The sequence below is a fragment of the Methylobacterium sp. CCH7-A2 genome (genome assembly GCF_001557075.1).
Classification (GTDB): Bacteria; Pseudomonadota; Alphaproteobacteria; order Rhizobiales; family Beijerinckiaceae; genus Allobosea; species Allobosea massiliensis.
In genome coordinates this window covers 1-24,601 of sequence record NZ_LSKN01000321.1, presented here as the reverse complement: position 1 = coordinate 24,601, position 24,601 = coordinate 1, and the positions used below count along the sequence as shown (strand labels likewise).

The following is a 24,601-nucleotide window of genomic DNA, read 5'->3' as shown; positions in this document are numbered from 1 at the left end:
ATGCTTCCCTGGGCGCCGATGCCGCAGGCGGGATGGCAGGGCAGGTCGCCAGACGGCACCCGCCACATGAAAATCCCCGCGCCGTCAGGCGCGGGGACAGGGTGTCGCTGGAGCCGCCGGAAAGGCTCAGTTGAGGTCGAAGCGGCCGGCGTTCATCACCTTGGTCCAGGCGGCGACGAAGTCCTTCACGAACTTCTCCCGGCCGTCATCCTGGGCATAGACCTCGGCATAGGCGCGCAGGATCGAGTTCGAACCGAAGACGAGGTCGACGCGCGTCGCCGTCCATTTCACCGCGCCGCTCTTGCGATCGACGAGGTGGTAGAGGTTCTTGCCGACCGGCTCCCAGCGATAGGCCATGTCGGTCAGGCCGACGAAGAAGTCCGTCGTCAGCGCACCCGTGCGGTCGCTGAAGACGCCGTGCTTCGTGCCGCCATGGTTGACGCCGAGAGCGCGCAGGCCGCCGACCAGCACCGTCATCTCCTGGGCCGTCAGGCCGAGCAGCTGCGCCCGGTCGAGCAGCATCTCCTCGGGGCTGACGGTGTAATCCTTCTTCAGCCAGTTGCGGAAGCCGTCGGCGAGCGGCTCCAGCGCCTTGAAGGAGGCCACGTCGGTCTGCTCCTGCGTCGCGTCGCCGCGACCGGCGGCGAAGGGCACTGCGACATCGAACCCGGCCGCCTTCGCCGCCTGCTCGACCGCATGGCTGCCCGCCAGCACGATCACGTCGGCGACGCTGGCGCCGGTCTCGGAGGCGATGCCTTCCAGCACGCCGAGCACGCGCGCCAGCCGCGCCGGCTCGTTGCCCTCCCAGTCCTTCTGTGGGGCGAGGCGGATGCGCGCGCCGTCCGTGCCGCCGCGCATGTCGGAGCCGCGATAGGTGCGGGCGCTGTCCCAGGCGGTGGCGATCATGTCCGCGGCGGAGAGGCCGCAGGCCGCGATCTTGGCCTTGACCGCAGCCACGTCGTAGTCGCGTCGGCCGGCGGGAACCGGGTCCTGCCAGATCAGATCCTCGGCCGGAACGTCCGGGCCGAAATAGCGGATCTTCGGCCCCATGTCGCGATGGGTCAGCTTGAACCAGGCCCGCGCGAAGGTCTCCGAGAAATAGGCGTGGTCGCGGTGGAAGCGCTCGCAGATGGCGCGATAGGCCGGGTCCATCTTCATCGCCATGTCGGCATCGGTCATGATCGGCATGACGCGGATCGACGGATCCTCGACATCGACCGGCATGTCCTCCTCGCGGATGTTGATCGGCATCCACTGCCAGGCACCGGCGGGCGACTTCTTGAGCTCCCACTCATAGCCGAAGAGCAGGTCGAAATAGCCGTTGTCCCACTTCGTTGGATGGGTCGTCCAGGCGCCCTCGATGCCCGAGGTCACGGTGTTGCGGCCGACCGAGCGCGTCTCGTGGTTCATCCAGCCGAGCCCCTGCTCGGCGATGTCGGCGCCCTCCGGCACGGGGCCGAGCTTGGCGGCGTCGCCATTGCCATGGGTCTTGCCGACAGTGTGGCCGCCGGCCGTCAGCGCGGCGGTCTCTTCGTCGTCCATCGCCATGCGGGCGAAGGTCTCGCGCACATGCGCCGCCGTCCGCAGCGGATCGGGCACGCCGTTGACGCCCTCGGGGTTCACATAGATCAGCCCCATCTGCACCGCGGCGAGCGGGTTCTCCATGGTGGAGGCGTCCATGATGTCTTCGTAGCGGCCATCGGACGGCGCCAGCCACTCCTTCTCAGCGCCCCAGTAGATGTCCTTCTCCGGGTGCCAGATGTCCTCGCGGCCGAAGCCGAAGCCGAAGGTCTTCAGTCCCATCGACTCGTAGGCGATGTTGCCGGCGAGGATCAGCAGGTCGGCCCAGCTGACCTGGTTGCCGTACTTCTTTTTGATCGGCCAGAGCAGGCGGCGGGCCTTGTCGAGATTGGCGTTGTCCGGCCAGGAGTTGAGCGGCGCGAAGCGCTGGTTGCCGGTGCCGCCGCCGCCGCGGCCGTCGGCGAGGCGGTAGGAGCCGGCCGCGTGCCAGGCCATGCGGATGAACAGCCCGCCGTAATGGCCCCAATCGGCCGGCCACCATTCTTGGCTGTCGGTCATCAGCGCATGCAGGTCGCGCTTGAGCGCAGCGACGTCCAGCGTCTTCAGCGCCTCGCGATAGCTGAAGCCCTTCAGCGGGTTGGTCTTGCTGTCGTGCTGGTGGAGGATGTCGAGGTTGAGCGCGTTGGGCCACCAGTTCATGGCCATGCCGTCGGCCCGCGTGTTCGCGCCGTGCATCACCGGGCATTTGCCCTTCGGCGCCGTGTTCAATCCGTCCATTGCAAATCTCCCCACTCGGTACCGTCATCCGCGAGCCGTCGCGGACCGGTCAGCTGGGCTGGGACCTAGCATGCGAATGTGATAAAATTAATTTTGAATTTGTAATTGAGATGATGAGAAAAACCTATGGCGTCGCTCTCCATCCGCCATCTGCGCTATTTCGATGCGCTCGCCCGCCAGGGCCATTTCGGCCGGGCCGCGGAGCATTGCGCCATCTCGCAGCCGGCGCTCTCGCTGCAGATCAAGGATCTCGAGGACAGCCTCGGCGTGACCCTGGTCGAGCGCAGCGCCAAGCAGATCCGGCTGACAGCACTGGGCGAGGAATTTGCCCTGCGCGGACGCGACATCCTGCGCGCGATCGATGAACTGGCCGATCTCGCCCGCGCCTCGCGCGGACCTCTCGCCGGGCCGTTGCGCCTCGGCATCATCCCGACGGTCGCGCCTTACCTGTTGCCGGGGCTGATCAAGGCGCTTGTCGGCCGCTATCCGGACATCGAACTCAATCCCCGAGAGGCGCTGACGCGGCTCTTGCTGGAGGATCTGGTGGGTGGCCGGCTCGATGCCGCGATCGTCGCCCTGCCGGCCTCCGAGCCGTCACTCGTCGAGACGGCGCTGTTCGAGGAGGAGTTCGTGCTGGTGCGCTCGCGCGAGGATGCGGCCCGGCCCGTGCCGAGCACGACGATGCTGCGCGAGATGCGCCTGCTGCTGCTGGAGGAGGGGCACTGCTTTCGCGACCAGGCGCTGGAGGTCTGCAATATCGGCGCGCCGGCCCCGCGCGCGCTGATGGAGGGCAGCTCCCTCTCGACGCTGGTGCAGATGGTTGGCGCCGGCATCGGCGTGACCCTGATCCCGGAGATGGCGGTGGCGGTCGAGATGCGCAGCGCCGCGGTCTCCGTGGCGAGGCTCGAGGCGCCGCGCCCGACGCGCACCATCGGCATGATCTGGCGGAAGACCAGCCCGCTCGCGCGCCAGCTGGCGGAGATCGCCGCGATGGTCGGCGAAGCCGGCCGCGCCGCCATGCGCGATGCCGAGGCCGCGTTCCGCCCGCCGGAGCGCTGAACCCGGCAGCCGCGCGGTCAGCGGTTTTCGAGGCTGTCGAGGATGGCGGGGATCTGCTGCTTGACCTTGAAGAAGCCCGCGCTGGCATGCGGCCAGATCGCCGCATCCCACGCCCGCCGCCATTCGCAGAGCGTGATCCCCCGCGCCTCCAGCAGCGGCACCGCCCGCGCCAGCCAGTCGTGCAGCGGGCTGCGCGTCACATAGCCGGTGGCGATCTGCGTCACGCGCGCGGCGACGGCCCACTCGACGAGGGCTTCGGGCGCGGCAGCCTGCAGGGCTGTCACCTCGAACCCTGTCCTCGACGCGGCATCGGCCAGCGCCTCGGCCTCGAAGCGCGCGACGGCCTCCGCCACCGGGCGCGGCGAGCGTAGCGGGCTGGCGGCGAGCGTCGCCGCGGCACGGATATCGAAGCCGGCGAGGTCATGGTCCTCCAGCCGGCAATCCTCCTCGGTGATCAGCAGGGCCGTCGGCCGGCCGGGCTGCGGGAGCGTGACGCTCCGCAACGGCTGCGGCGTGGGGAGTCCCTCCGGCTCCTCGTCCTCGAGACCGGCGACGACCTCGGCCAGATCACGCTCCGAGGGGGTGAAGCGCCCTTCGGTGAAGCGGGCGATGTTCCAGGCCTGCGCCGGATAGAATTTTCCGCGCGTGTGCAGCCCGCCGACCCAACGCCAGCTCAAGGTGTTGGAGGCGGGGTCGCCATCGAGCAGATGCCGCAGGAAGAGATCGGCTCCCAGACGCCAGGGCAGCCGGAGCGTGAAGATCCAGATCGAGGCGAACCACATCCGCGCATGGTTGTGGAGATAGCCGGTGGCCGTCAGCTCCTGCGCCCAGGCATCGAAGTAGGCGAGGCCGGTTCGGCCCTGTTCGGCTGCCGCGACCCGGCCCGCCAGAGCGGGATCGGCCGCCACCGCCGCGAGATCGCGCTGCAGCCCCGCGACATAAGCCGCCCAGATCTGCGGGCGTCGTTCCAGCCAGCCCTTGAAGTAGCCGCGCCAGAACACCTCGCGGATGAAGGCATCGGCCGCCTCAGCGCCGTGATCGGCCAGCGCCGCTTCCACCGTCTCCCGCTCGGTCACGAGGCGCCGGCGCAGATAGGGCGAGAGGCGCGAAACGAAGACGTGCCGCCCCGGGCCGCGATCGGTGTTGCGATGCTCGGCGTAGCTGCGGCCCATCAAAGGGCGGAAGCATTCCAGCAGGGCAAGGCCCGCATTCCGGGTCGCCCTGGTCTTCGCCATCGTCGCAGTCCCATTCGTCATGACCGCTATACGCCGCAGCGATGCCGGACGGGCCTGGCTGCGACGCGATGCCCCAGAGCCGAGCGGCGTGTCGTCTCAGGGCAGGTTTTCGCGCAGCACGATCTCGGTTCGCGGCCGCTCGACACCCTCGGTCGCCGGAAGGCCGGCGCGCAGATTGGCGAAGATCGAGACGCAGTCCATCAGCGCCGCTTGCGGGTTCTGGGTGATCACCGCATCCATCGCGCCCTCGATCAGCAGGTCGCGCGTCGCCGGGGTCAGGCCATGGCCGACGAAGACGACCTCCTGCTGCCGGCCGGCCTCCTTCAAGGCCCGCGCGATTCCCTCCGGCCCGCCGCCGATATTGTAGATGCCGGCGAGGTCGGGGTGCTGCGCCAGCAGCGTCTTGGTCTGGCGGTAATTGCGCGCCTCCTCATCGTGGCCCTCCCGCAGCCCGACGACCTGGATCTGTGGGAACAGATCCTGGAAGAGATGCAGGAAGCCCATCTCGCGCTCCTCATGGGCGCGGTAGCTCAGGCTGCCGGCGATCATCGCGACCTTCGCCGGCCGGTTGCCGATGAAGCGCCCGATCAGATAACCGGCCGTGCGCCCGGCCGAGCGGTTGTCGAGGCCGACATAGGCGACGCGCTTCGTATTGGCGATGTCCGAGATCAGGGTCACGGTCGGGACGCCGCGCTCCGCCAGCCGGTCGACCGCCTCGCGCACCGTCGGGTGCTCCAGAGCCATGAAGGCGATGCCGTCGACCTCGCGCCCCACCGCCCTGAGATGCTGTGCCAGCAGCTCCGGCCGGAAGCTCTCGATATGGTCGACCCGCGCGCGCATGTTGAACGAGGCGAGTTGCGCCTGAGAGCCACCGATCAGCCGCCCCAGCATCCCGAGGAATCGGTTGTCCCCCGCGGGCAGGAGGAAGGCGAGCCGCAGCGGCCTCAGCGCGCTGGCCGGCCGCGCTTCGTCGATCAGATAGCCGATCTCGCCTGCGGCCCGGAGCACGCGCTGGACCGTCAGCGCCCGCACGCCCGGCCGCCCGTTCAGCACGCGGTCGACGGTGGCGGTGGAGACGCCGGCGCGCGCCGCGACGTCGTCGATCCGGGCCGAGCGGCTGCGCCGGGGCTTGTCGTCCACGTCCAGAGTCATCGAAGCGAATCCATCAAAAACCATCAGAAACTGAGTTTGACGCCCATCATGCCGGCTTCCTATCGTGATGGGAAGAACACCAGAACGAGCGATCGCGCAGCGATCCGAAGGGAGGAAGAGATGGCCATCGTCACCCGCCGCGCGGTCCTGCGCACGCTTGCCGCCGCACCCGCCGCCATGCCGCTGATCGGCTTCCCGCATGTCGCGCGGGCCGCCGAGTTCGAACTGAAATACGGCAATAACCTGCCGCTGAGCCACCCGCTCAACATCCGCGGCCAGGAGGCCGCGGAGCGCGTCGCGCGGGAGAGCAAGGGCCGCGTCGAGATCAAGATCTTCCCGAACAACCAGCTCGGTGGCGACACCGACATGCTGAGCCAGGTCCGCAATGGCGGCATCACCTTCTTCACCCCCTCGGCGCTGGTGATCGCGACGCTGGTGCCGGTGGCGGCGATCAATGCGGTCGGCTTCGCCTTCTCGGACTACGATCAGGTCTGGAAGGCGATGGACGGCAAGCTCGGCGCCCATGTCCGCGAGGCGATCGCGAAGGTGAACCTCTTCGCCTTCGAGAAGATGTGGGACAATGGCTTCCGCCAGATGACGACCTCGGGCCGCCCGATCGAGCAGGCCAAGGACATGGCTGGGCTCAAGATCCGCGTGCCGGTGAGCCCGCTATCGATCTCGATGTTCAAGGCGCTCGACGCCGCGCCGGCGAGCCTGCAGTTCAGCGAGGTCTACACCGCCCTTCAGACCCGCGTCGTCGACGCACAGGAGAACCCGCTGCCGATTATCCAGGTGGCCAAGCTCTTCGAGGTCCAGAAGAGCTGCGCGATCTCGAACCATATCTGGGACGGGTTCTGGTTCATCGCCAACGGGCGCGCCTGGCGCGGCCTGCCGGCCGACCTGCAGAAGATCGTCGCCGATGCCATCAACGACGCCGGCATGAAGCAGCGGGCCGACATCAAAGCGCTCAACGAGACGGTCCAGGCCGATCTCCAGTCGAAGGGGCTCGCCTTCAACAAGACCGATCCCGACAGCTTCCGCGCCAAGCTGCGCACGGCCGGCTTCTACAAGGAGTGGCAGGAGCGCTTCGGCACCGAGGCCTGGAGCCTGCTCGAGGACGCCGTCGGCAAGCTCGCCTGAGGCCTATCGGCCCATCATCGAGAGCCGGCGGGCGCTCCCGCCGGTCTTTTCCAGAACCGGCCGCCTCGGGGCCGCGCCTTCCGCCAGACCCCACAAGGATGCCCGCATGAGCCGCTTCTTCGGCCAGATTCGCCAGGCCGGTTATGTCGTGCCCGATATCGAGGCAGCGATGGATTACTGGAGCCGCGTGCTCGGCATCGGCCCCTTCTTCTACAATCCGAAGGTCCCGATCCGGAACTATCGTTACAGGGGCGAGGCCTACGAGCCGCACAACTCGGTCGCGCTCGCCAATTCCGGGCCGCTCCAGATCGAGCTGATCCAGTGCCGCAACGCCGTGCCGTCCATGTACAAGGACTTCACCGATGCCGGCCATAGCGGTCTCCAGCATGTCGCCTACTGGACCGAGGACTACGACGCCGATCTCGCCCGTCTCACGGCGCAGGGACTCGTGCCGGTGATGTCCGGCGAGGTCGGCGAGCGCGGTCGGTTCGTCTATTTCGACACGCACTATCACCCGGGCACGGTGATCGAACTTTCCGAGGTCGCCGGCCCTAAGGGCGAGATGTTCCGCCTGATCCGCGAGGCCTCCGAGGGCTGGGACGGCCGCGATCCGGTGCGTCCTTTCCCGGACCTCTCGAAGCTCTGATCGGCCCCGGAGCCAGTCCGGGACTTGGCGCCCGGTCGAAACGTCGGCGCAGTATCATCTCGCCTGTGATTGCGAACAAAACCGGAAACTGATCGAGTCCGGTTCATGCTCGCCATCGATTCGCCGGCTCCGGCCGCCACCTATCTCGACCTGCTCAACCCGGCGCAGCGGCGGGCCGTCACCCATGGCGCCGGGCCTGCACCGGCGCCGCCGCTGCTGGTCATCGCCGGGGCGGGCTCGGGCAAGACCAATACGCTCGCCCATCGCGTCGCTCATCTCATTGTCAGCGGTGCCGATCCGCGGCGCATACTCCTGATGACCTTCTCGCGCCGCGCCGCCGCCGAGATGACACGCCGCGTCGGGCGCATCGCCCGCAAGGTGATGGGGGAGGGGGCCGCCGCGGTGACGGACGCGCTGAGCTGGGCCGGCACCTTCCATGGGCTCGGCGCGCGCCTCCTGCGCGATCACGCCGACCAGATCGGGCTCGACCCGGCCTTCACGATCCACGACCGGGAGGATGCTGCCGACCTGATGAACCTGGTCCGGCACGAACTCGGCTTCTCGAAGACGCAGGCCCGCTTTCCGGCCAAGGGCACCTGCCTCTCGATCTATTCGCGTTGCGTCAACGCGCAGACGCCGATCGAGACCGTGCTCACCCGCTCCTTCCCCTGGTGCGCGGCCTGGGGCGCCGAGCTGCGCGAGCTGTTCGCCGCCTATGTCGAGGCGAAGCAACAGCAGAACGTGCTCGATTACGACGATCTGCTGCTCTACTGGGCGCAGACCATGGCCGATCCCGCGCTGGCGGCGGAGATCGGCGAACGCTTCGACCATGTCATGGTCGACGAGTATCAGGACACCAACCGCCTCCAGTCAGCGATCTTGCTGGGCCTCAAACCGGACGGCCGGGGCCTCACCGTCGTGGGCGACGACGCGCAGTCGATCTACGCCTTCCGCGCCGCGACGATCCGCAACATCCTCGACTTTCCGGCCGCCTTCACGCCGCCGGCGGAGATCGTCACGCTCGACTAGAATTACCGCTCGACCCAAGGCATTCTCGCGGCCGCCAATGCGGTGATCGAGTTGGCCGCCGAGCGCTTTACCAAGAATCTCTGGACGGACCGCGCCACGGGCGCGCCGCCGCAGCTCGTCCATGTCCGCGACGAGGCGGATCAGGCGAGCTTCATCGCCACGCGCGTTCTGGAGAACCGCGAGGCCGGCGCCGCCCTGAAGCAGCAGGCAGTGCTGTTCCGCGCCTCCCATCACAGCGGCCCGCTCGAGATCGAATTGACCCGCCGCAACATACCCTTCGTAAAATTCGGCGGGCTGAAATTCCTGGACGCCGCCCATGTGAAGGACATCCTCGCCCTGCTGCGCTTCGTCGAGAACCCGCGCGACAAGGTCGCCGGCTTCCGGTTGATGCAGCTCCTGCCCGGCGTCGGGCCGACGTCCGCGCGGCGCGTGCTGGATCTGGTCGCGGCGGCGCCCGATCCCCTGCGGGCGCTGGCGGATGCGCCGGCCCCTCCGCGCGCCGGCGAGGACTGGCCGGCCTTTCTGGGTGTGCTCGACGCGCTGGCGGGCCGCCGTGCCGGCTGGCCCGCCGAGATCGAACAAGCGCGGCTCTGGTACCAGCCTCATCTCGAACGCATCCACGAGGACGCCGCGACCCGGCAGGCCGATCTGATCCAGCTCGAGCAGATCGCAGGCGGCTATCCCTCGCGCGAACGCTTCCTGACCGAGCTGACGCTCGACCCGCCGGACGCGACCAGCGATCAGGCCGGCGTGCCGCTGCTCGACGAGGATTATCTGATCCTCTCGACGATCCATTCCGCCAAGGGGCAGGAGTGGAAGTCCGTCTTCGTCATGAACGTCGTCGACGGCTGCATCCCTTCCGATCTGGGGACCGGCACCACGGAGGAAATCGAGGAGGAGCGGCGGCTGCTCTATGTCGCGATGACGCGCGCCAAGGACGATCTGCACCTGATGGTGCCACAGCGCTTCTTCACCCATGGCCAGTCCGCCACCGGCGACCGGCATGTCTATGCCGCGCGCACACGCTTCATTCCCGATGCGCTGCTCGACCGCTTCGAGCGGGGCGCCTGGCCGGCGGCACCGGCCGAAGCGGGCCGGCCCCCGCGCGAGGGGCCACGGCTCGATCTGCGCGCGCAGATGCGGGCCATGTGGCGTTGAGCGTGAAGCAGGCCGGGCACGGTGGGACGGCGCCCACACTCCCCTCAGTCGAGCGAGACACTGATGTTGCGCCGGAAGAGCTCTTCGTCATCGGGCGTTCCGCTGATCTTGTCCTGATCCGGCAGCGGCGCCACGAGCGTGAACACCACACCGGAGGCGCGGTACTGCAGCTCGCCCGTGCCGTCCAACTCCGCGGCCAGGACCTTCTCGATCAGCCGCGTCCCGAAGCCGCGCCGGCTCGGACGGGCTTTGACGGGCGGGCCACCCGCTTCCTGCCAGCGGAACTCGATCATCGCCTGCGAGCCGTGGTGGACGACCTGCCAGTCGATGAAGACATGGCCCTCGGGGACGGAGAGCGCCCCGTACTTGACCGCATTGGTCGCGAGCTCGTGCAGCGCCAGCACCATCGCCATTGCTGCCCGCGGCGGCAGGCTGAGATAGGGACCTCCGACCCGGAAGCGCCGCGATCCCGGCATGTCGAACGATTCCGTTGCGCTGGCGACGATCTCGGCGATGGTGGCGCTCTGCCACTCCTCCCGCGTCAGCAGGTCATGGGCCGAGGCGAGCGATTGCATCCGCGCCGTCAGAACCTCCGTGGCCTCCTTCAGCGATTCGGCATGGCGCAGCGTCTGGGTCGCGATCGACTGGATCGTGGCCATCGAGTTCTTGACCCGGTGCTTCAGCTCCGCCGTCAGCAGCAGCCGCTGCTCCTCGTTGCGGCGGCTCTCGGTGACGTCGAGGGTCACGCCCGACATGCTGATCGGCCGGTCATCCGCCCCGTAATGCGGACGGCCGCGCGCCATAATCCAGCGTGTCTGCCCGGCCGGGGTGCTGATGCGGTACTCGAGTTCGTAATCCTCATGCCGCGCAATCGCCTCCTGCACGGCGAGCTCCATCTTCGGGCGGTCCTCGGGGAGGATCGCGGCGATCAGGTCTTCATAGGCGAAGGGCTCCTCCGCCCGGCGGCCGAAATTCGCCTTGCAGATGTCGGAACAGGTGAGACGCAGATCGGTCAGGTCGAGCGTCCAGGAGCCGAGCCGTGCGGCGCGGATGGTGAAGCGCAGCCGTTCCTCCGAGAGCCTGAGATCGCGCGTGCGCCGCTCGACCTCCTTCTCCAGCTTGTCATGGTCCTGCTGCAGCCGCACGAGCCGGTCCCGCTCCAGCGTGACGTCGAACTGCGAGGCGAAGAAATAGGAGAGGTGGCCGTCCTCGTCGAAGACCGGGGAGATCAGCACGCGGTTGTGGAAGCGCGAGCCGTCCTTGCGGTGGTTGATGATCTCCAGCTCGATCTGGGCGCGGCGGCCGATCGCGTCCCTGAGCCGCGCGATGTCGCGCGGGTCCGTCTCGGGGCCCTGCAGGAAGCGGCAATTGCGCCCGATCACCTCCTCGCGCTGATAGCCCGTCAGCCGCAGGAAGGCATTGTTGGCGAAGACGATCGGGTTGTCCGGCTGGTTCGGATCGGTGATCAGCATCGGCATCCGCGTCGCGCGCACAGCGGAGGCGAAGGGATCGGAGGACTTCCCGATCTTCTCGATCTCCGCGTCAATGCGGCTGTGCTCGGTCTGCGCGGTCATCGGGATCGGGAACTCCGGAATCGGACCTCGGGGAGGGGCGTTGCGGTCTTGGTTTCGTCCCCACCGGCCAGCCGGCTGGCCCGGCCCGGGCTGCACGGGATGCAACCGGACAGGAGGGGCTGGTGCGGAACGCGCGGGATCTCCACCCGTTCCCGCCGCGGAGCAAGGCCCGTCGATGCGCTCAGCACGAGGCGATGAAGCGTGCCGCCTCGCGCTCAAGCCCTAGGGGGCTCTGCGACAGCCACGACGCAACGCCTGAGCGCTCCTCGCTTTCGTCGGGATGCAGCGGCATCGGCGTGGCCATCAGGCCCTCCGCCCTATTGGTTAAATCGTCGTCGTGAAAGGCGATCTGCGTGTCCATGGCTTCCTCTTGGCGCGGCGTCCTTATGCTCCCGATCGGCCCGCTGCGAAATGGCAATGTCCTAAGGGCTACCCTGCGCTCCAAAAAACGTGACGGATTGAACGCTGATGCGGGCCGAGCGGAGACGGCGAGCCGATGGTTGGGTCATCCGGCAGGGACGATGATATGGATCGACCGGCGCGTGCCGCCGGAACCGCGTGCAGCAAGCCGCGTTGGCTGGCAGTTCAATGCGAGGAACGATGATGAAGACTCCGCTATTCGTGCTGGCGCTGACCGCGACCTTGGCCCTGGGCGCCTGCAATCCGCTCGAGACCGGCCCCGTCGGCAATGCGAATGTGCCCCAGCCGCGAAAGGCGGTCGATCTCGGTCGCTATGTCGGGACCTGGTACGAGCAGGGCCGCTACGAGGCGAGCTTCCAGAAGGGCTGCGAGGGTGTCACGGCGCAGTACACGGCGAAGCCTGACGGAACGGTTGCAGTGGTGAACTCTTGCCGCCAGGGCAGCCCGACGGGGCCGCTGCGATCGGCCGACGCGACCGCGCGCATCGTCGAAGGCTCGAACGGCGCCAAACTCAAGGTCAGCTTCTTTCGTCCCTTCGAGGGGGATTACTGGGTCCTCGACCGGGCCGACGATTACGGCTGGGCGATCGTCGGCGAGCCGTCGGGACGCTATCTCTGGCTGCTGACGCGCGAGCGCAGGATCAGCCCGCGCCAGTATGAATCCCTCGTCGCCAGGGCGCGGACCCTCGGTTACGACACCACGCTCTTGCGGCGGACGCAGCAGTAAGCGAGGCGCCGTGCCCGGACTGGCCAGGCCAATTCCTAGATCACGCGCGAGCGGATGGTCGCCGTGACGATCTCGGTGACGACGACGACGGCGAAGATCACGAGCAGCACCAGCCCGACCTGGTCCCAGTAGAGATTTTCCATCGAGGCCTGCAAGGCCACGCCGAGACCGCCGGCGCCGACCAGCCCGAGCACGGCGCTTTCGCGGACATTGATGTCCCAGCGGAACAGGCTGACCGCGAGAAAGGCCGGCTTCACCTGGGGCCAGAAGCCCTTGAGCAGGATGGCGCGTCGTGAGGCACCGGCCGCGCGCAGCGCCTCGATCGGCCCGGCCTTGGCCTCCTCGATCGCCTCGGACAGGAACTTGCCCGTGAAACCGATCGAGTGAACCGCGACGGCCATCACGCCCGCCAGCGCGCCGGGACCGAAGACCGCGACGAAGAGCAGGGCCCAGACCAGCGTGTGGACCGAGCGGGTCGAGACCAGGATGAAGCGCCCCAGCGCATTGACGACCGGCGAGGGTGCGACATTGCGGGCGCACATCAGCGCGACCGGCGTGGCCAGCAGGATGGCGAGGATCGTCCCCAGCGTCGCTGTGTGCAGGGTCTCGACGAGGGCGGTGCCGACGGTGGTGCCGAAATAGCCCCAGTCGACCGGCCACATCCGGCCGAACAGATCGGCCGTCTGCTGGGGCGCATCATACAGGAACTCGGGAATGACCTCGATGGTCTGGACCGACCAGCCCAGCGCCAGCGCCGCCAGTCCCCAAAAAGCCAGCCGCATGCCGCGCTCCAGCGGCGTGAATCGGCGCCAGAGACGGCCCGCCGGCGTCTCGACCACGAGACCGGATGGGGCCTCGTCCTGGTAGATCCGTCGCATGAAGGCCGAGAGCACCTCGCCGGCCATCACCGTGACGATGATCGCGATGATGATGGTCAGAACGAAGTCGTAGTCGAAACGCTGGAAGGCGGTGAACAGCGTCGCACCGATGCCGCCGCCGCCGACGAGTCCGACCAGCGCGGAATTGCGCAGGTTGGAATCGAGCTGATAGGCGGCAAAACCGATGAAGCGCGGCAGCACCTGCGGCACCACGCCCATCGTCACCACCGAGAGGAACGGCGCGCCAGCGGCGCGCAGCGCCTCGATCGGCTTCATCGACATCTCTTCGATCGCCTCGGCGATCAGCTTGGCGATGAAGCCGAGCGTCGCGACGACCAGCGCCATGACGCCGGCGAGCGCGCCGAACCCGACCGCCTTGACGAACAGGATCGCGACGATGACGGGGTGGAACGTCCGGCACAGCGCGATGACGCCGCGCGCCGCCACCGTGACCGGCAGGGGCATCAGGTTGCGCGCCGCGAAAAGTCCGAGCGGCAGGGCCAGCAGCACGCCGATCGCCGTCGCGATGATCGCGATCTGCAGCGATTCCAGCATGCCCGACCACAGGAGCTGCATCTTGTCGGCGGCGGTGTTGGGCGGAAACATCCGCCCGATGAAGCGGGCGCCATTGTCCAGCCCCTGGACGAAACGCTCCCAGCGGATGTCCAGGATCTGCGCCGCATAGGCGACATAGGCGAGGAACAGCGCCGCACCGATGCGCAGCGGCCAGTTCGGCGGAAAGGCGCGGGCCCGCAGGTTGCGGGAGGCGAGGGCGGGAGCGCTCATTCCATCCAGCCTTCGCCGCCATAGATTTCGGCGAGATGGCTGTCCTGCAGCCCGGCCGGCGGTCCGTCATAGACGACGACGCCCTTGGACATGCCGACGATCCGCAGCGCGTAGCGCTTCGCCAGCGCGACATTGTGGATGTTGACGAGCACGGGAATATCCCGCTCGCGCCCAACCTGGGCGAGCAGTTCCATGATCTCGACCGAGGTCTTGGGATCGAGCGAGGAGGTCGGCTCGTCGGCGAGAACGAGATCGGGATCCTGCATCACGGCGCGCGCGATGCCGACGCGCTGGCGCTGCCCGCCCGAGAGCTGGTCGGCCCGCCGGGTGGCGAAATCGCCGAGCCCGACCGATTCCAGCAGCGCAAAGGCGCGCGCGATGTCGGCCTCCGGAAAGCGCCGGGTCCAGGCGCGCCAGACCGGCACATAACCGAGCCGGCCGCAGAGCACGTTCTCGATCACGGTCAGGCGCTCGACGAGGTTGTACTCCTGGAAGACCATGCCGAGCCGGCGCCGCGCCTGGCGCAGCGCCTCGCCCTGGAGCTTCGCGAGATCCGTGCCACCGAGCATGATCGAGCCGGAGGTCGGATCGACCAGCCGGTTGATGCAGCGGATCAAGGTCGATTTTCCGGTCCCGGACGGGCCGATGATGGCGACGATGCCGGGCTCGGACACGGTCAGGGAAATGTCGCGCAGCACCGGCTGTCCGGGCCGGTACTCCTTGACGAGGTTGCGGATGACGAGCGCCCGGCCCTGGCCGGACGCCACAGGCAGGGCGCTCATGATGGGAAAACCTCGTTGGGCGACGGCGTGGGCGGGTCAGGGTGCCTTGGGAGGCGCCGCGTTCTTCTTGGCGAGCGCATCGGCCTCGCGCTTGGCCTCGGCGTCATAGGCCGATTTGTTGTAGGGCGTGCCCGACTTCTCGGCCACGTCCCGCACCACGGCCCAGTCCTTCTGGTAGGTGATCGGCAGGAAGCGGTCGTCGCCGTTGAACTCCTTGGTCATTTCCGGTGTGAAGCGGAAGGAGAAGAAGCACTCGGTCAGCTTCTTGGCGAGCTCGGGCTTGAGGTCGTGGGCATAGGCGAAGGACGAGGTCGGGAACACCGCGCTGCGGTAGATCTCGCGCACATCCTCCTTCTTGATCGTTCCGCGCACGATCATGCGCTCATAGACGTCGCCCGCGACCGCGCCCATGTCGTAGTCGCCCGAGACGACGCCGAGGATCGACTTGTCGTGCCCGCCGGACATCAGCGGCTTGTAGTCGACGTCGGCCGTCAGCCCATGCTCCGGAAAGAGCACGCGGGGGGCGAGATTGCCCGAATTGGACGAAGGCGAGGTATGGGCGACCTTCTTGCCCTTGAGGTCGGAGAGCTTCTGATAGGGGCTCGACGCCTTCACCACTGCGACAAGATTATAGCCGCGTACTTCCGTGCCGACGCCCTTCGCGGCGAAGGGCACGGCGCCGGCGAGGTTGACCGCGAAGCCGGTCGGCCCGGTCGAGAAGCCGGCAAAATGCAGGCGGCCCGAACGCATCGCCTCGATCTCGGCCGAGTTGGACTGGACGGGGTAGTAGACGATGCGCTTGCCCGTGCAGGTCGCGAGATGATCGGTAAACGGCTTGAAGATGTTGGCGTAGACGGCGGGGTCCTCGACCGGGGTATAGGCCCAGACCAGCGCCGAAGGGTCGCGCCACTTCTTCGGATCGGTCGGCGCATCGGCGACGAGATCGCCATTCGCGTCGCAATACATCGTGTCGAGCTGGCCGCGGTTCGGGCAGGCATCCTGCGCCGCGGCGTCGCCGCTCCACGTGCTCAGGCTCAGCACCAGCAGCGAGACCGTCGCTGCGAGTTGGGTCGTTTTCCGGCTCATCGAACGTTTCCTCTCACGCTGCCGGTTCGACCGGCTTGTCCCAGGTATGTGACACAAAACCGTCATATTCAACCCGGTCTCAGCCGCCGTCCCGCCCCGGCCTTCCGCCGTCGCCGTCATCTCGCGCCCATGCCGTTGGGAGAGGCGCTGCGGGCGTAGCCGGCAAAGCGGGAGGGGTGACAGGCCGCCGCTGGATGTGACAGTTTGATGACGCGCAGCGGTGGATTTCGCCCTGCGACGCAAGTTCGGCCTCGATGTCGAACGCGGACAACGGCTCTGGGAGGTCATCGTGGTGGTGAAGAAGTGGGTTCTGGCGTTGGGCCTCGTCCTGACGTCCTCGGTCGCCCTGGCTCAGACACCGGCCGGCAAGGTAACGGTTGTGACGTCGTTCTCGAAGGACGTGACCGACCCGATCAAGAAGGCTTTCGAGAAGGCGACGCCCGGCGTCACCCTCGAGGTCCAGAACCGCAACACCAATGCGGGCGTGAAGTATCTTGAGGAGACCAAGACCAACAACCAGGTCGACCTGTTCTGGGCCTCGGCGCCGGACGCCTTCGAGGTGCTCAAGGGCAAGCAGTTGCTGTCGGCCTACAAGCCGAAGGCGAGCGGCATCCCCGAAAAGATCGGCTCCTATCCGATCAACGACCCCGCCGGCTTTTATTCGGGCTTCGCCGCCTCTGGCTACGGGATCATGTGGAATGAGCGCTATGCCCGCGCCAACAAGCTGCCCGAGCCGAAGGAATGGCAGGACCTCGCCAGGCCGGTCTTCTTCGACCATGTCGCCATCGCGGCGCCCTCGCGCTCCGGCACGACGCATCTGACGATCGAAACGATCCTTCAGGGCGAGGGCTGGGACAAGGGCTGGCGCACGATCAAGGAGATGGCGGGCAATTTCCGCGCGATCAACGAGCGCTCCTTCGGCGTGCCCGAGCAGGTCAATTCCGGCCAGGTCGGCGTCGGCATCGTCATCGACTTCTTCGCCTTTTCGGCGCAGGCCTCGGGCTTTCCGGTCAAGTTCGTCTATCCGAGCGTGACCACGGTGGTGCCCGCCAATGTCGGCATCGTCGCCAACGCCCCGAACAAGGCGGCCGCCGAGGCCTTCGTCGAGTTCCTGCTCTCGTCGGCGGGACAGGAGGTCCTGCTCGAGCCCGGCATCCGCCGCCTGCCGGTGAACCCGGCCGTCTACGCCAAGGCCGGCGCCGACTACCCTAACCCCTTCACCGATCCGCGCTTCCAGAAGATGATCGGCTTCGACGTCGACAAGTCGGAAGGCCGCACCGCTGTCGTCGACACGCTGTTCGACCAGTTGATCTCCTTCCAGCTCGATGCGCTCAAGGGCGTCACCAAGACGCTGCACGAGGTCGAGGCGGCCCTGGCCAAGAAGCCGAACGCGCAGGCGAAGGCTCTGCTCGACGAAGCCCGGACCCTCATCGCCGCCATGCCAGTCAGCGAGGCGCAGGCCTCCAGCGCCGAGCTTCGCGGCGCCTTCACCGGCGGCAAGGAGAAGGGCGCGCGCCAGGCCGAGGTCGAGGCGCAATGGGCGAGCTTCGCCCGCGACCACTACGCCAAGGCCAAGGCGAAGGCCGAAGAGGCGCTCAAGGCGGCGCGCTGAGCGTCAACCCATCCTCGCGTCATCCCGGACGCAGCGAAGCGGAGATCCGGGATCCATGCCGGACCAGTTCAGGAATGGATCGCGGATCAGCGCGGCTTCGCCGCTCGTCCGGAATGACGGCGCGCCCTTGGTTCAACGATCAGGACGGGCATGACCGCTATCCCCACAGCCACCCTCCCTCGCGCCCGCCGGCTCTCCGCCACGCCAGGCCAGATCGCGCTGGCGCTGGCGATCGCGGCCTTCCTCCTGCTGTTCCTGGGGCTGCCGGTCGGGACCGTGCTCTACGTCGCCTTCACCGAGAAGGGCACGTCCAACTTCACGCTGGTGAACTTCTACGACTTCGTCCGCACCGAGCTGTTCATGCGCTCGCTGTGGAACTCCTTTTACGTCTCCGCCATGTCGGTGGTCTGGGCCTCCGTCTTCGCCCTGCCGCTCGCCTATCTGACGACGCGTTTCGTCTTCCGCGGCGCGATGCTGGTGCAGACGCTCGGCTTCCTGCCGCTGATCATGCCGCCCTTCGTGGGCGCGGTCGCGATGCAGCTCTTCTTCGGCCGCAACGGCTCGATCAACCTGCTGCTGGATGAGTGGTTTGGCTTCAAGATCGGCTTCATGGAGGGGCTGAACGGCGTCATCTTCGTCCAGTCGGTCCACTATTTCCCCTTCATCCTGATCAATCTCTCGGCGGCCCTGCGCAACATCGACCGGGCGATGGAGGAGGCGGCGCAGAATCTCGGCTCCTCGGGCTTTCGCCTGTTCCGCCGCATCGTCTTCCCGCTCGCGCTGCCGGGCTATCTCGCCGGCGCCTCGCTCGTCTTCGTCAAGGTCTTCGACGATCTCGCGACGCCACTCCTGCTCAACGTCAAGGACATGCTGGCGCCGCAGGCCTATCTGCGGGTGACCTCGATCGGCATCGCCGACCCGATGGGCTATGTCATCTCGGTCGTGCTGATCGTCGCCTCCGTCATCGCGATGTGGCTCTCGGCACTGGCGCTCAAGGGGCGCGACTACGCGACAACCCAGCGCGGCGGCGGCGGTCTGGCCCGGCGCGTCATGACGCCCTGGGAGGCCGTGCTCGGCTATGGCGTCGTCATCCTGATCCTGGCGCTGGTGCTGGCGCCGCATCTCGGACTGCTGCTGCTCTCCTTCGCGACGATCTGGTCGTTCTCCCCGCTGCCCGACGCCTTCACCACCGCGCATTACGCCCGCGTCTTCGGTGAAAGCTCGGTCTACATCAAGAACACGCTGATCTACGCGACGCTCGCCGGTGGCATCGACATCGTGCTCGGCGTCGCCATCGCCTATCTCGTCCTGCGCACCAAGCTGATCGGGCGCGAATGGCTGGACTGGGCGGCGTCAGCCGCGCTCGCCATTCCCGGTGTGGTGCTCGGCATCGGCTATCTTCGGACCTTCTACGGCATCACCCTGCCGGACGGCACGCCGCTGGCGTCGCTCTGGATCACCATCGTGCTCGCGCTCGCGATCCGGCGCCTGCCTTATGCGCTGCGCGCCTGCTACGCCGCGCTCCAGCAGATTTCGGTCTCGCTCGAGGAGGCGGCGGAAAACCTCGGCGCCACTAAAGCCAGGACCGTCAGGCGGGTCGTCGTGCCGCTGATGGCGGGCGGCATCCTCGCCGGCTTCGTCACCAGCTTCTCGACGGCGGCGGTCGAGCTTTCGGCGACGCTGATGCTGGTGCAGTCGAACTCCGATGCGCCGCTCGCCTTCGGCCTCTACGTCTTCATGCAGTCGGCCGCAGGCCGGGGGCCGGGAGCCGCGCTCGGCGTCGTCGCCGTGCTGCTCGTCGCCCTCTGCACGTTCCTCTCGCATCTCGTGATCGAGCGCAGCCAGCGGGCCAAGGGCATGGGCCAGTGATGAAGAACGAGCCAGCCATGACGATGAAAACCGACCTCGCGAGCCCGGCCGTCTCGGTCGATATCGAGGGGGTCAACCTGTCCTACGGCGACAACCATGTCCTGAAGAGCGTCGACCTTTCGATCCGGCCGGGCGAATTCTTCGCCTTCCTCGGCCCCTCGGGCTGCGGCAAGACCACGCTGCTGCGGCTGATCGCCGGCTTCAACCAGGCCGAGACCGGCCGCGTGCTCGTCGGCGGCAAGGACGTCTCGGGGCTGCCGCCCTGGAAGCGTGATGTCGGCATGGTCTTCCAGTCCTATGCGCTCTGGCCCCACATGACGGTCGCGCGCAATGTGGCTTTCGGCCTGGAGGAGCGCGGCGTGCCGCGGGCCGAGACCGCCCGGCGTGTCGCGCAGGCCCTCGATCTCGTCGGGCTCGGCCGTCTCGCGGAACGTCGGCCTTCGCAGCTCTCGGGCGGGCAGCAGCAGCGGGTCGCGGTGGCGCGGACGATCGCGGTCGAGCCGAAGATCCTGCTGCTGGACGAGCCGCTCTCCAATCTCGACGCCAAGATGCGGGTTCAGGTCCGGCGCGAACTGCGCGACCTGCAGCAGCGGCTTGGACTGACCACGATCTTCGTCACCCACGACCAGGAGGAGGCGAATACGATCTGCGACCGGATCGCGGTGATGAATGACGGCGTGGTCCAGCAGGTCGGCACGCCGATGGAGCTCTATGAGCGTCCGGCCAATCTCTTCGTCGCGAATTTCCTCGGCACCGCCAACATCCTCGACGGGCACGTCGTCGGCACCGGCGCGGAGCGCCATTTCGTCATCGAGGGCGGAATCCGGCTCCCACTCCCGGCGGATGCCGTCGTGCCCGCAGGGGCGAAGCTGGTGTTCCGGCCCCAGCATGCCGCGTTGACGGACGCCAGCGGCCAGGCCGGCGACGGGTTGGCATTGCCCTGCGTCGTGGCGCATCGCGAGTTCCTTGGCGCGAGCGTGCGCTATGGTGTGCGCGTCGGTGCCACCGAAGCTGCGGTCGACACGCCCTTCCGCTCCGGGCGGGACCTGCACGAGATCGGCAGCCGCGCCATCGTGACGCTCTCGCCCCATGCCCTGATCTGGCTGACGGGTTGATTCCGGCCCGCGCGATCCCGGCGCCCGCAGGAACTCTGGGGTCGGTCAGAAAGCGTAGGGCGGCAGCCGCAATTCCTCGGTCAGCCATTGCGTGAACATCCGCACCGCGCGCCGCGACTTCGCCACCCGCGGGAAGACGAGGTAATGGCCCGTGTAGCGCACGTCTCGGGCGCGCCCGGCCAGCGGCGCCACGAGGCGGCCGTCCGCGAGTTCCCGCTCGGCCAGACGCGTCGATTCGAGCGCGATGCCGAGCCCGTCCACGGCGGCGGCGATGGCGATGAACGAGCGATCGAAACGCGATCCACGAGGCGTGGGCGGGATGATTCCGTTGGCGCCGAACCAGTTCGCCCAGCGCACGCGCTTGTTGTCGCTCTCGATCAGCCGGGCGGCCGTCAGATCCTCCGGCGAGGTGATCCGGGCGGCGAGTTCGGGCGCGCAAAGCGGCGTCACCGTCTCCTCGCCCAGCGGGACGACGACGAGCCCTTCCTGGCGGGGAGGGCCGTAGCAGATGTCGGCATCGAACGCGTCATGTTCGAAGCGGGGATAGTCGATGCCCGCCGCCAGCCGCACTTCCAGGCCCGGCTGGGCGAGCAAGAGGTGGCGCAGGCGTGGCAGCAGCCACTGCGCCGCCATCGACGGGGCGCAGTGCAGCCGCAGCAGGTTCCCGGAGCGGGCGCCGACGGTCTCGACACCCTGCCGCATCTGGTCGAATCCGGCCGCGACATGGGCGAGCAGCGCCTCTCCGGCCGGGTTCAGCCGCACCCGGCGGCTCTGCCGGTCGAACAGCGTCGCGCCCATCAGATCTTCGAGCTTGCGGATCGCATGGCTGATCGCGCTCGGTGAAATGCCGAGCTCCTCGCCCGCCGCACGGAACGAGCCCGTTCGGGCCGCAGCCTCGAAAGCCTGGAGCGAAGACAGCGGGAGGCGTCGCATCGATGATCTCCCACGCTTCTCCGGAGGACAGAAGAAGAACTGAATTCATGTCATCGCGCAAACTTTGCGTTTTCAAACCGGCATGAAACGATTCAAGCTCACGACTATACAAAACACGCTTCAGGGACGGACATGCTGCTGCAGGGTCAGACCGCCGCCATCTCGGGTGCCGCGAGCGCACGCGGGATCGGCCTCGCCACCGCCAAACTCTTCGCGGCGCAGGGTGCGCGCGTCGCCATCCTCGACATCGACGAAGCGGCTGCGAAGCAGCAGGCGGCGGCGCTGGGCCCTCAGCATCTCGGCCTGCGCTGCGACGTTGCCGACAAGGCCTCCTGCCAGGCGGCTGCCGACCGCGTCCTAGCCGCGTTCGGCCAGATCGACATCCTCGTCAACAATGCCGGCGTGACACAGCCGGTTAAGACCCTCGACATCGACGAGGCGAGCTGGGACCGCATTCAGGACATCAACTGCAAGGGCGTGCTGTTTCTCAGCCAGGTCTTCATCCCCCACATGCAGGCGCGGCATCGGGGCTCGATCGTCTGCATGTCGTCCGTCTCGGCGCAGCGTGGCGGCGGCATCTTCGGCGGGCCGCACTACTCCTCGGCGAAGGCCGGCGTACTCGGGCTCGCTAAGGCAATGGCGCGGGAATTCGGCCCGGACGGTATCCGCGTCAACTGCGTGACGCCGGGCCTGATCGAGACCGACATCACGGGCGGCAAGCTGACCCCCGAGATGCGGGCGGACATCATCAGGGGCATTCCGCTCGGACGACTCGGCCAGGCCGCAGACGTTGCCGGCATCTACCTGTTCCTCGCCTCCGACCTCTCGGCCTACGTCACCGGCGCCGTGATCGACGTCAACGGCGGCATGCTGATCCACGGCTGAGGAGACCATGACCATGGGCAATGCCCCGATCGGCCACAATGTCTCGCTCGAACGCCGGGCCTGGAACATCCGCCGCCACGCCATCCTGATGGGTGAGGTGCAGGGCCAGGGCTATATCGCCCAGGCGCTCGACATCGCCGATGTTCTTGCCGTCGCCTATTTCCACGCCATGCGCTACCGGCCCGACGATCCGGAGTGGGAAGGGCGCGACCGCTTCCTCCTTTCGAACGGCCATTACGCCATTGCCCTTTACGCGGCGCTGATCGAAGCCGGCGTGATTCCCGAACAGGAACTCGAAACCTACGGTGCTGACGAGAGCCGGCTGCCGATGTCGGGGATGGCCGCCTATACGCCCGGCATGGAGATGTCGGGCGGCTCGCTCGGGCTGGGCCTGTCGATCGCGGTCGGACGGGCGCTGGGTCTCAAGCGCAAGCATTCGGAGACGACGGTCTACACCCTCTTCTCGGACGGCGAACTGGACGAGGGCTCGGTCTGGGAGGCGATCCTCTCCGCCGCCCATTACAAGCTCGACAACCTGATCGCCGTCGTCGACGTCAACAACCAGCAAGCCGACGGCCCCTCGACGAGCGTGATGGCGTTCGAGCCCCTTCTCGACAAGCTCGTGGCGTTCGGATGGTTCGCGCAGCGGGTCGACGGCAATGACCTCGACGCCGTCCGGCGCGCCTTCGACGCCGCCAAGGCCGAGCGCGGCCGCCCGAGCCTGATCATCGCGGATACGTTGATGGGCAAGGGCGTGCCCTTCCTCGAGGCGCGCGAGAAGAACCACTTCATCCGTGTCGAGGCCCATGAGTGGCAGTTGGCTCTCGCCGCCCTCGACGAGAGGAAGCCGTCATGAAGCCACCCGTTTCGCCCATGGCCGCCGGCAAGCCGAAGCTGACCACCTCGGCGATGATCGCCTCGATCGCGAGCGAGGGGCAGCGCACCAGGCCCGCGCCCTTCGGCCATGCCCTGGTCGCGCTGGCGGAGCAGGATCCGCGCGTGCTCGGCATGACCGCCGATCTTGGCAAGTACACCGACCTGCACATCTTCGCGAAGGCATTTCCCGAGCGGCATTACCAGATGGGCATGGCCGAGCAGCTGCTCTTCGGGGCCGCCTCGGGCCTGGCCGCCGAGGGCTTCACGCCGTTTGCGACGACCTATGCCGTCTTCGCCTCGCGGCGCGCCTACGACGTCATCCACCAGACGATCGCGGAGGAAGACCGCAATGTGAAGATCGTCTGCGCGCTGCCGGGCCTGACCTCGGGCTACGGCCCTTCGCATCAGGCCGCCGAAGATCTGGCGCTGATGCGCGCCATGCCGGGCATGGTCGTGGTCGATCCCTGCGACGCGCATGAGATCGAGCAGGCCGTGCCGGCGATCGCGAGCCACCAGGGGCCGGTCTATATGCGGCTGCTGCGCGGGCAGGTGCCGCTGGTGCTGGACGAGTACGGCTACCGGTTCGAACTCGGCAAGGCCAAGCTCCTGCGCGATGGCCGCGAGGTGCTGTTCGTCTCCTCCGGCCTCATGACGATGCGAGCTCTCGAGGCGGCGAAGGCGCTCGAGAAGGACCGGGTCGACGCCGCCGTGCTGCATGTGCCGACGATCAAGCCGCTCGATACGGCCGCGATCCTGGAAGCCTGCGCCAAGCCCGGCCGGCTCGTGGTCGTGGCCGAAAACCACACGGTCATCGGCGGCTTGGGTGAGGCGGTGGCCGGTCTGCTGATGCGCGAGGGCGTCCATTGCGCCTTCCGCATGATCGGGCTGCCGGACGAGTTCCTGGCTGCCGGCGCCCTGCCGACCCTGCATGACCGCTACGGTATCTCGACCGAGGCGCTCTGCGGCCGGGTGAAGACGTGGCTTGGCTGAGGGCGAGGCCACGAAGCCGGCCTCTGAGCGCCCGAAGCGGTTCACAACACCATGAATGCATGGGCGATTCAGCCCATGTGGCCGCGTGAGCACATCGCGGAATCAAAGTTAACCGTTTGCAAAAATGGTCGCTCTGAGTTGCTGGAATGTTTCCAGGGAGTCTGATTACCTATAGGAAGCCGAGAAGAAATCTGACGCATGTCGGTGTCGGCCGTAGATGCCTAAGCACGACGATGCGGATATGCGCGCAGGCGCACAATTTCCCATCGATTTGACCGACGAGGTGCCGTCGCTATCGGTCGTGTCCCATAGCGTGGTGTAGCTGCGGGTGGTCATCGGCGATTGCCGGTTA

19 protein-coding genes and 1 pseudogene are annotated in these 24,601 nt (G+C 67.6%); 11 read left to right on the top strand and 9 right to left on the bottom strand.

What is annotated here, in order from left to right; translation table 11 throughout:
• Positions 1-126 precede the first annotated feature (126 nt).
• Positions 127-2,298, bottom strand: a complete 2,172-nt coding sequence (gene katG, locus AX750_RS24925) for a catalase/peroxidase HPI (protein ID WP_066735535.1) — start codon at positions 2,296-2,298, stop codon at positions 127-129.
• Positions 2,299-2,424: 126 nt separating this feature from the next.
• Here katG and AX750_RS24920 point away from each other — a divergent pair, with 126 nt between their 5' ends.
• The gene (locus AX750_RS24920) at positions 2,425-3,357 is read left to right on the top strand and encodes a hydrogen peroxide-inducible genes activator (RefSeq protein ID WP_066735534.1); all 933 of its coding nucleotides are present in this window, start codon (positions 2,425-2,427) and stop codon (positions 3,355-3,357) included.
• A gap of 17 nt (positions 3,358-3,374) precedes the next feature.
• Here AX750_RS24920 and AX750_RS24915 read toward each other — a convergent pair whose 3' ends face one another.
• Positions 3,375-4,592 carry an FAD-binding domain-containing protein gene (locus tag AX750_RS24915; RefSeq protein ID WP_066735532.1) on the bottom strand — a complete coding sequence of 406 codons (1,218 nt, stop codon included), beginning with the start codon at positions 4,590-4,592 and terminating at the stop codon, positions 3,375-3,377.
• A gap of 96 nt (positions 4,593-4,688) precedes the next feature.
• Positions 4,689-5,744 carry a LacI family DNA-binding transcriptional regulator gene (locus AX750_RS24910; protein WP_066735595.1) on the bottom strand — a complete coding sequence of 352 codons (1,056 nt, stop codon included), beginning with the start codon at positions 5,742-5,744 and terminating at the stop codon, positions 4,689-4,691.
• A 120-nt stretch (positions 5,745-5,864) separates the two neighbouring features.
• On the opposite strand from AX750_RS24910, the gene AX750_RS24905 reads away from it, so the two are divergent.
• From AX750_RS24905 to AX750_RS24895, 3 genes and pseudogenes are all read left to right on the top strand, one after another.
• Positions 5,865-6,884, top strand: a complete 1,020-nt coding sequence (locus tag AX750_RS24905; protein WP_066735529.1) for a TRAP transporter substrate-binding protein — start codon at positions 5,865-5,867, stop codon at positions 6,882-6,884.
• 106 nt (positions 6,885-6,990) lie between these two features.
• Complete coding sequence (locus AX750_RS24900) at positions 6,991-7,530, top strand: VOC family protein (protein WP_066735526.1); 540 nt, start codon at positions 6,991-6,993, stop codon at positions 7,528-7,530.
• A 105-nt stretch (positions 7,531-7,635) separates the two neighbouring features.
• A pseudogene (locus AX750_RS24895) lies at positions 7,636-9,717 on the top strand (ATP-dependent helicase).
• A 44-nt stretch (positions 9,718-9,761) separates the two neighbouring features.
• Here AX750_RS24895 and AX750_RS24890 read toward each other — a convergent pair.
• Both AX750_RS24890 and AX750_RS24885 read right to left on the bottom strand, forming a co-directional pair.
• Positions 9,762-11,291 (bottom strand): PAS domain-containing protein, encoded by a 1,530-nt coding sequence (locus AX750_RS24890; RefSeq protein ID WP_082735129.1) that lies wholly within the window; start codon positions 11,289-11,291, stop codon positions 9,762-9,764.
• Positions 11,292-11,472: 181 nt separating this feature from the next.
• Positions 11,473-11,652: a hypothetical protein gene (locus tag AX750_RS24885; RefSeq protein WP_066735683.1), complete on the bottom strand. Its 180-nt coding sequence runs from the start codon at positions 11,650-11,652 to the stop codon at positions 11,473-11,475.
• A 242-nt stretch (positions 11,653-11,894) separates the two neighbouring features.
• On the opposite strand from AX750_RS24885, the gene AX750_RS24880 reads away from it, so the two are divergent.
• Positions 11,895-12,437 (top strand): lipocalin family protein, encoded by a 543-nt coding sequence (locus AX750_RS24880; RefSeq protein WP_197431998.1) that lies wholly within the window; start codon positions 11,895-11,897, stop codon positions 12,435-12,437.
• A 35-nt stretch (positions 12,438-12,472) separates the two neighbouring features.
• Here the strand turns inward: AX750_RS24880 and phnE are convergent, their stop codons facing one another.
• The 3 genes from phnE to phnD are packed head-to-tail and all read right to left on the bottom strand — an operon-like array spanning position 12,473 to position 15,969.
• Positions 12,473-14,101 carry a phosphonate ABC transporter, permease protein PhnE gene (gene phnE, locus AX750_RS27170; RefSeq protein ID WP_348626300.1) on the bottom strand — a complete coding sequence of 543 codons (1,629 nt, stop codon included), beginning with the start codon at positions 14,099-14,101 and terminating at the stop codon, positions 12,473-12,475.
• Positions 14,098-14,883, bottom strand: a complete 786-nt coding sequence (gene phnC / locus AX750_RS24865; RefSeq protein WP_066735677.1) for a phosphonate ABC transporter ATP-binding protein — start codon at positions 14,881-14,883, stop codon at positions 14,098-14,100. Before phnC ends, phnE begins: the two co-directional genes overlap by 4 nt.
• 36 nt (positions 14,884-14,919) lie before the next feature.
• Positions 14,920-15,969 (bottom strand): phosphate/phosphite/phosphonate ABC transporter substrate-binding protein, encoded by a 1,050-nt coding sequence (gene phnD / locus AX750_RS24860; RefSeq protein ID WP_067255168.1) that lies wholly within the window; start codon positions 15,967-15,969, stop codon positions 14,920-14,922.
• A gap of 310 nt (positions 15,970-16,279) precedes the next feature.
• On the opposite strand from phnD, the gene AX750_RS24855 reads away from it, so the two are divergent.
• The 3 genes from AX750_RS24855 to AX750_RS24845 all read left to right on the top strand — a co-directional run bounded on the left by AX750_RS24855 (position 16,280) and on the right by AX750_RS24845 (position 20,565).
• Positions 16,280-17,581: an extracellular solute-binding protein gene (locus AX750_RS24855; RefSeq protein ID WP_245282515.1), complete on the top strand. Its 1,302-nt coding sequence runs from the start codon at positions 16,280-16,282 to the stop codon at positions 17,579-17,581.
• Positions 17,582-17,731: 150 nt separating this feature from the next.
• Positions 17,732-19,450, top strand: a complete 1,719-nt coding sequence (locus AX750_RS24850; RefSeq protein WP_066735670.1) for an iron ABC transporter permease — start codon at positions 17,732-17,734, stop codon at positions 19,448-19,450.
• Positions 19,451-19,467: 17 nt separating this feature from the next.
• Complete coding sequence (locus AX750_RS24845; protein ID WP_156449900.1) at positions 19,468-20,565, top strand: ABC transporter ATP-binding protein; 1,098 nt, start codon at positions 19,468-19,470, stop codon at positions 20,563-20,565.
• A 45-nt stretch (positions 20,566-20,610) separates the two neighbouring features.
• Here the strand turns inward: AX750_RS24845 and AX750_RS24840 are convergent, their stop codons facing one another.
• Entirely contained in the window at positions 20,611-21,498 is an 888-nt protein-coding gene (locus tag AX750_RS24840) for a LysR substrate-binding domain-containing protein (RefSeq protein ID WP_066735658.1), read from the bottom strand.
• A gap of 132 nt (positions 21,499-21,630) precedes the next feature.
• Between AX750_RS24840 and AX750_RS24835 the strand changes: the two genes are divergently transcribed.
• Genes AX750_RS24835 through AX750_RS24825 form a run of 3 tightly spaced genes read left to right on the top strand, consistent with a single transcriptional unit; the run spans position 21,631 to position 24,249 of the window.
• Positions 21,631-22,383, top strand: a complete 753-nt coding sequence (locus AX750_RS24835) for an SDR family NAD(P)-dependent oxidoreductase (RefSeq protein WP_066735655.1) — start codon at positions 21,631-21,633, stop codon at positions 22,381-22,383.
• A gap of 13 nt (positions 22,384-22,396) precedes the next feature.
• Complete coding sequence (locus AX750_RS24830; RefSeq protein ID WP_082735128.1) at positions 22,397-23,239, top strand: transketolase; 843 nt, start codon at positions 22,397-22,399, stop codon at positions 23,237-23,239.
• On the top strand, positions 23,236-24,249 hold the full coding sequence (locus AX750_RS24825; protein ID WP_066735649.1) for a transketolase family protein: 1,014 nt from the start codon (positions 23,236-23,238) through the stop codon (positions 24,247-24,249). The genes AX750_RS24830 and AX750_RS24825 overlap by 4 nt, the downstream gene beginning before the upstream one ends.
• Positions 24,250-24,601: the final 352 nt, after the last annotated feature.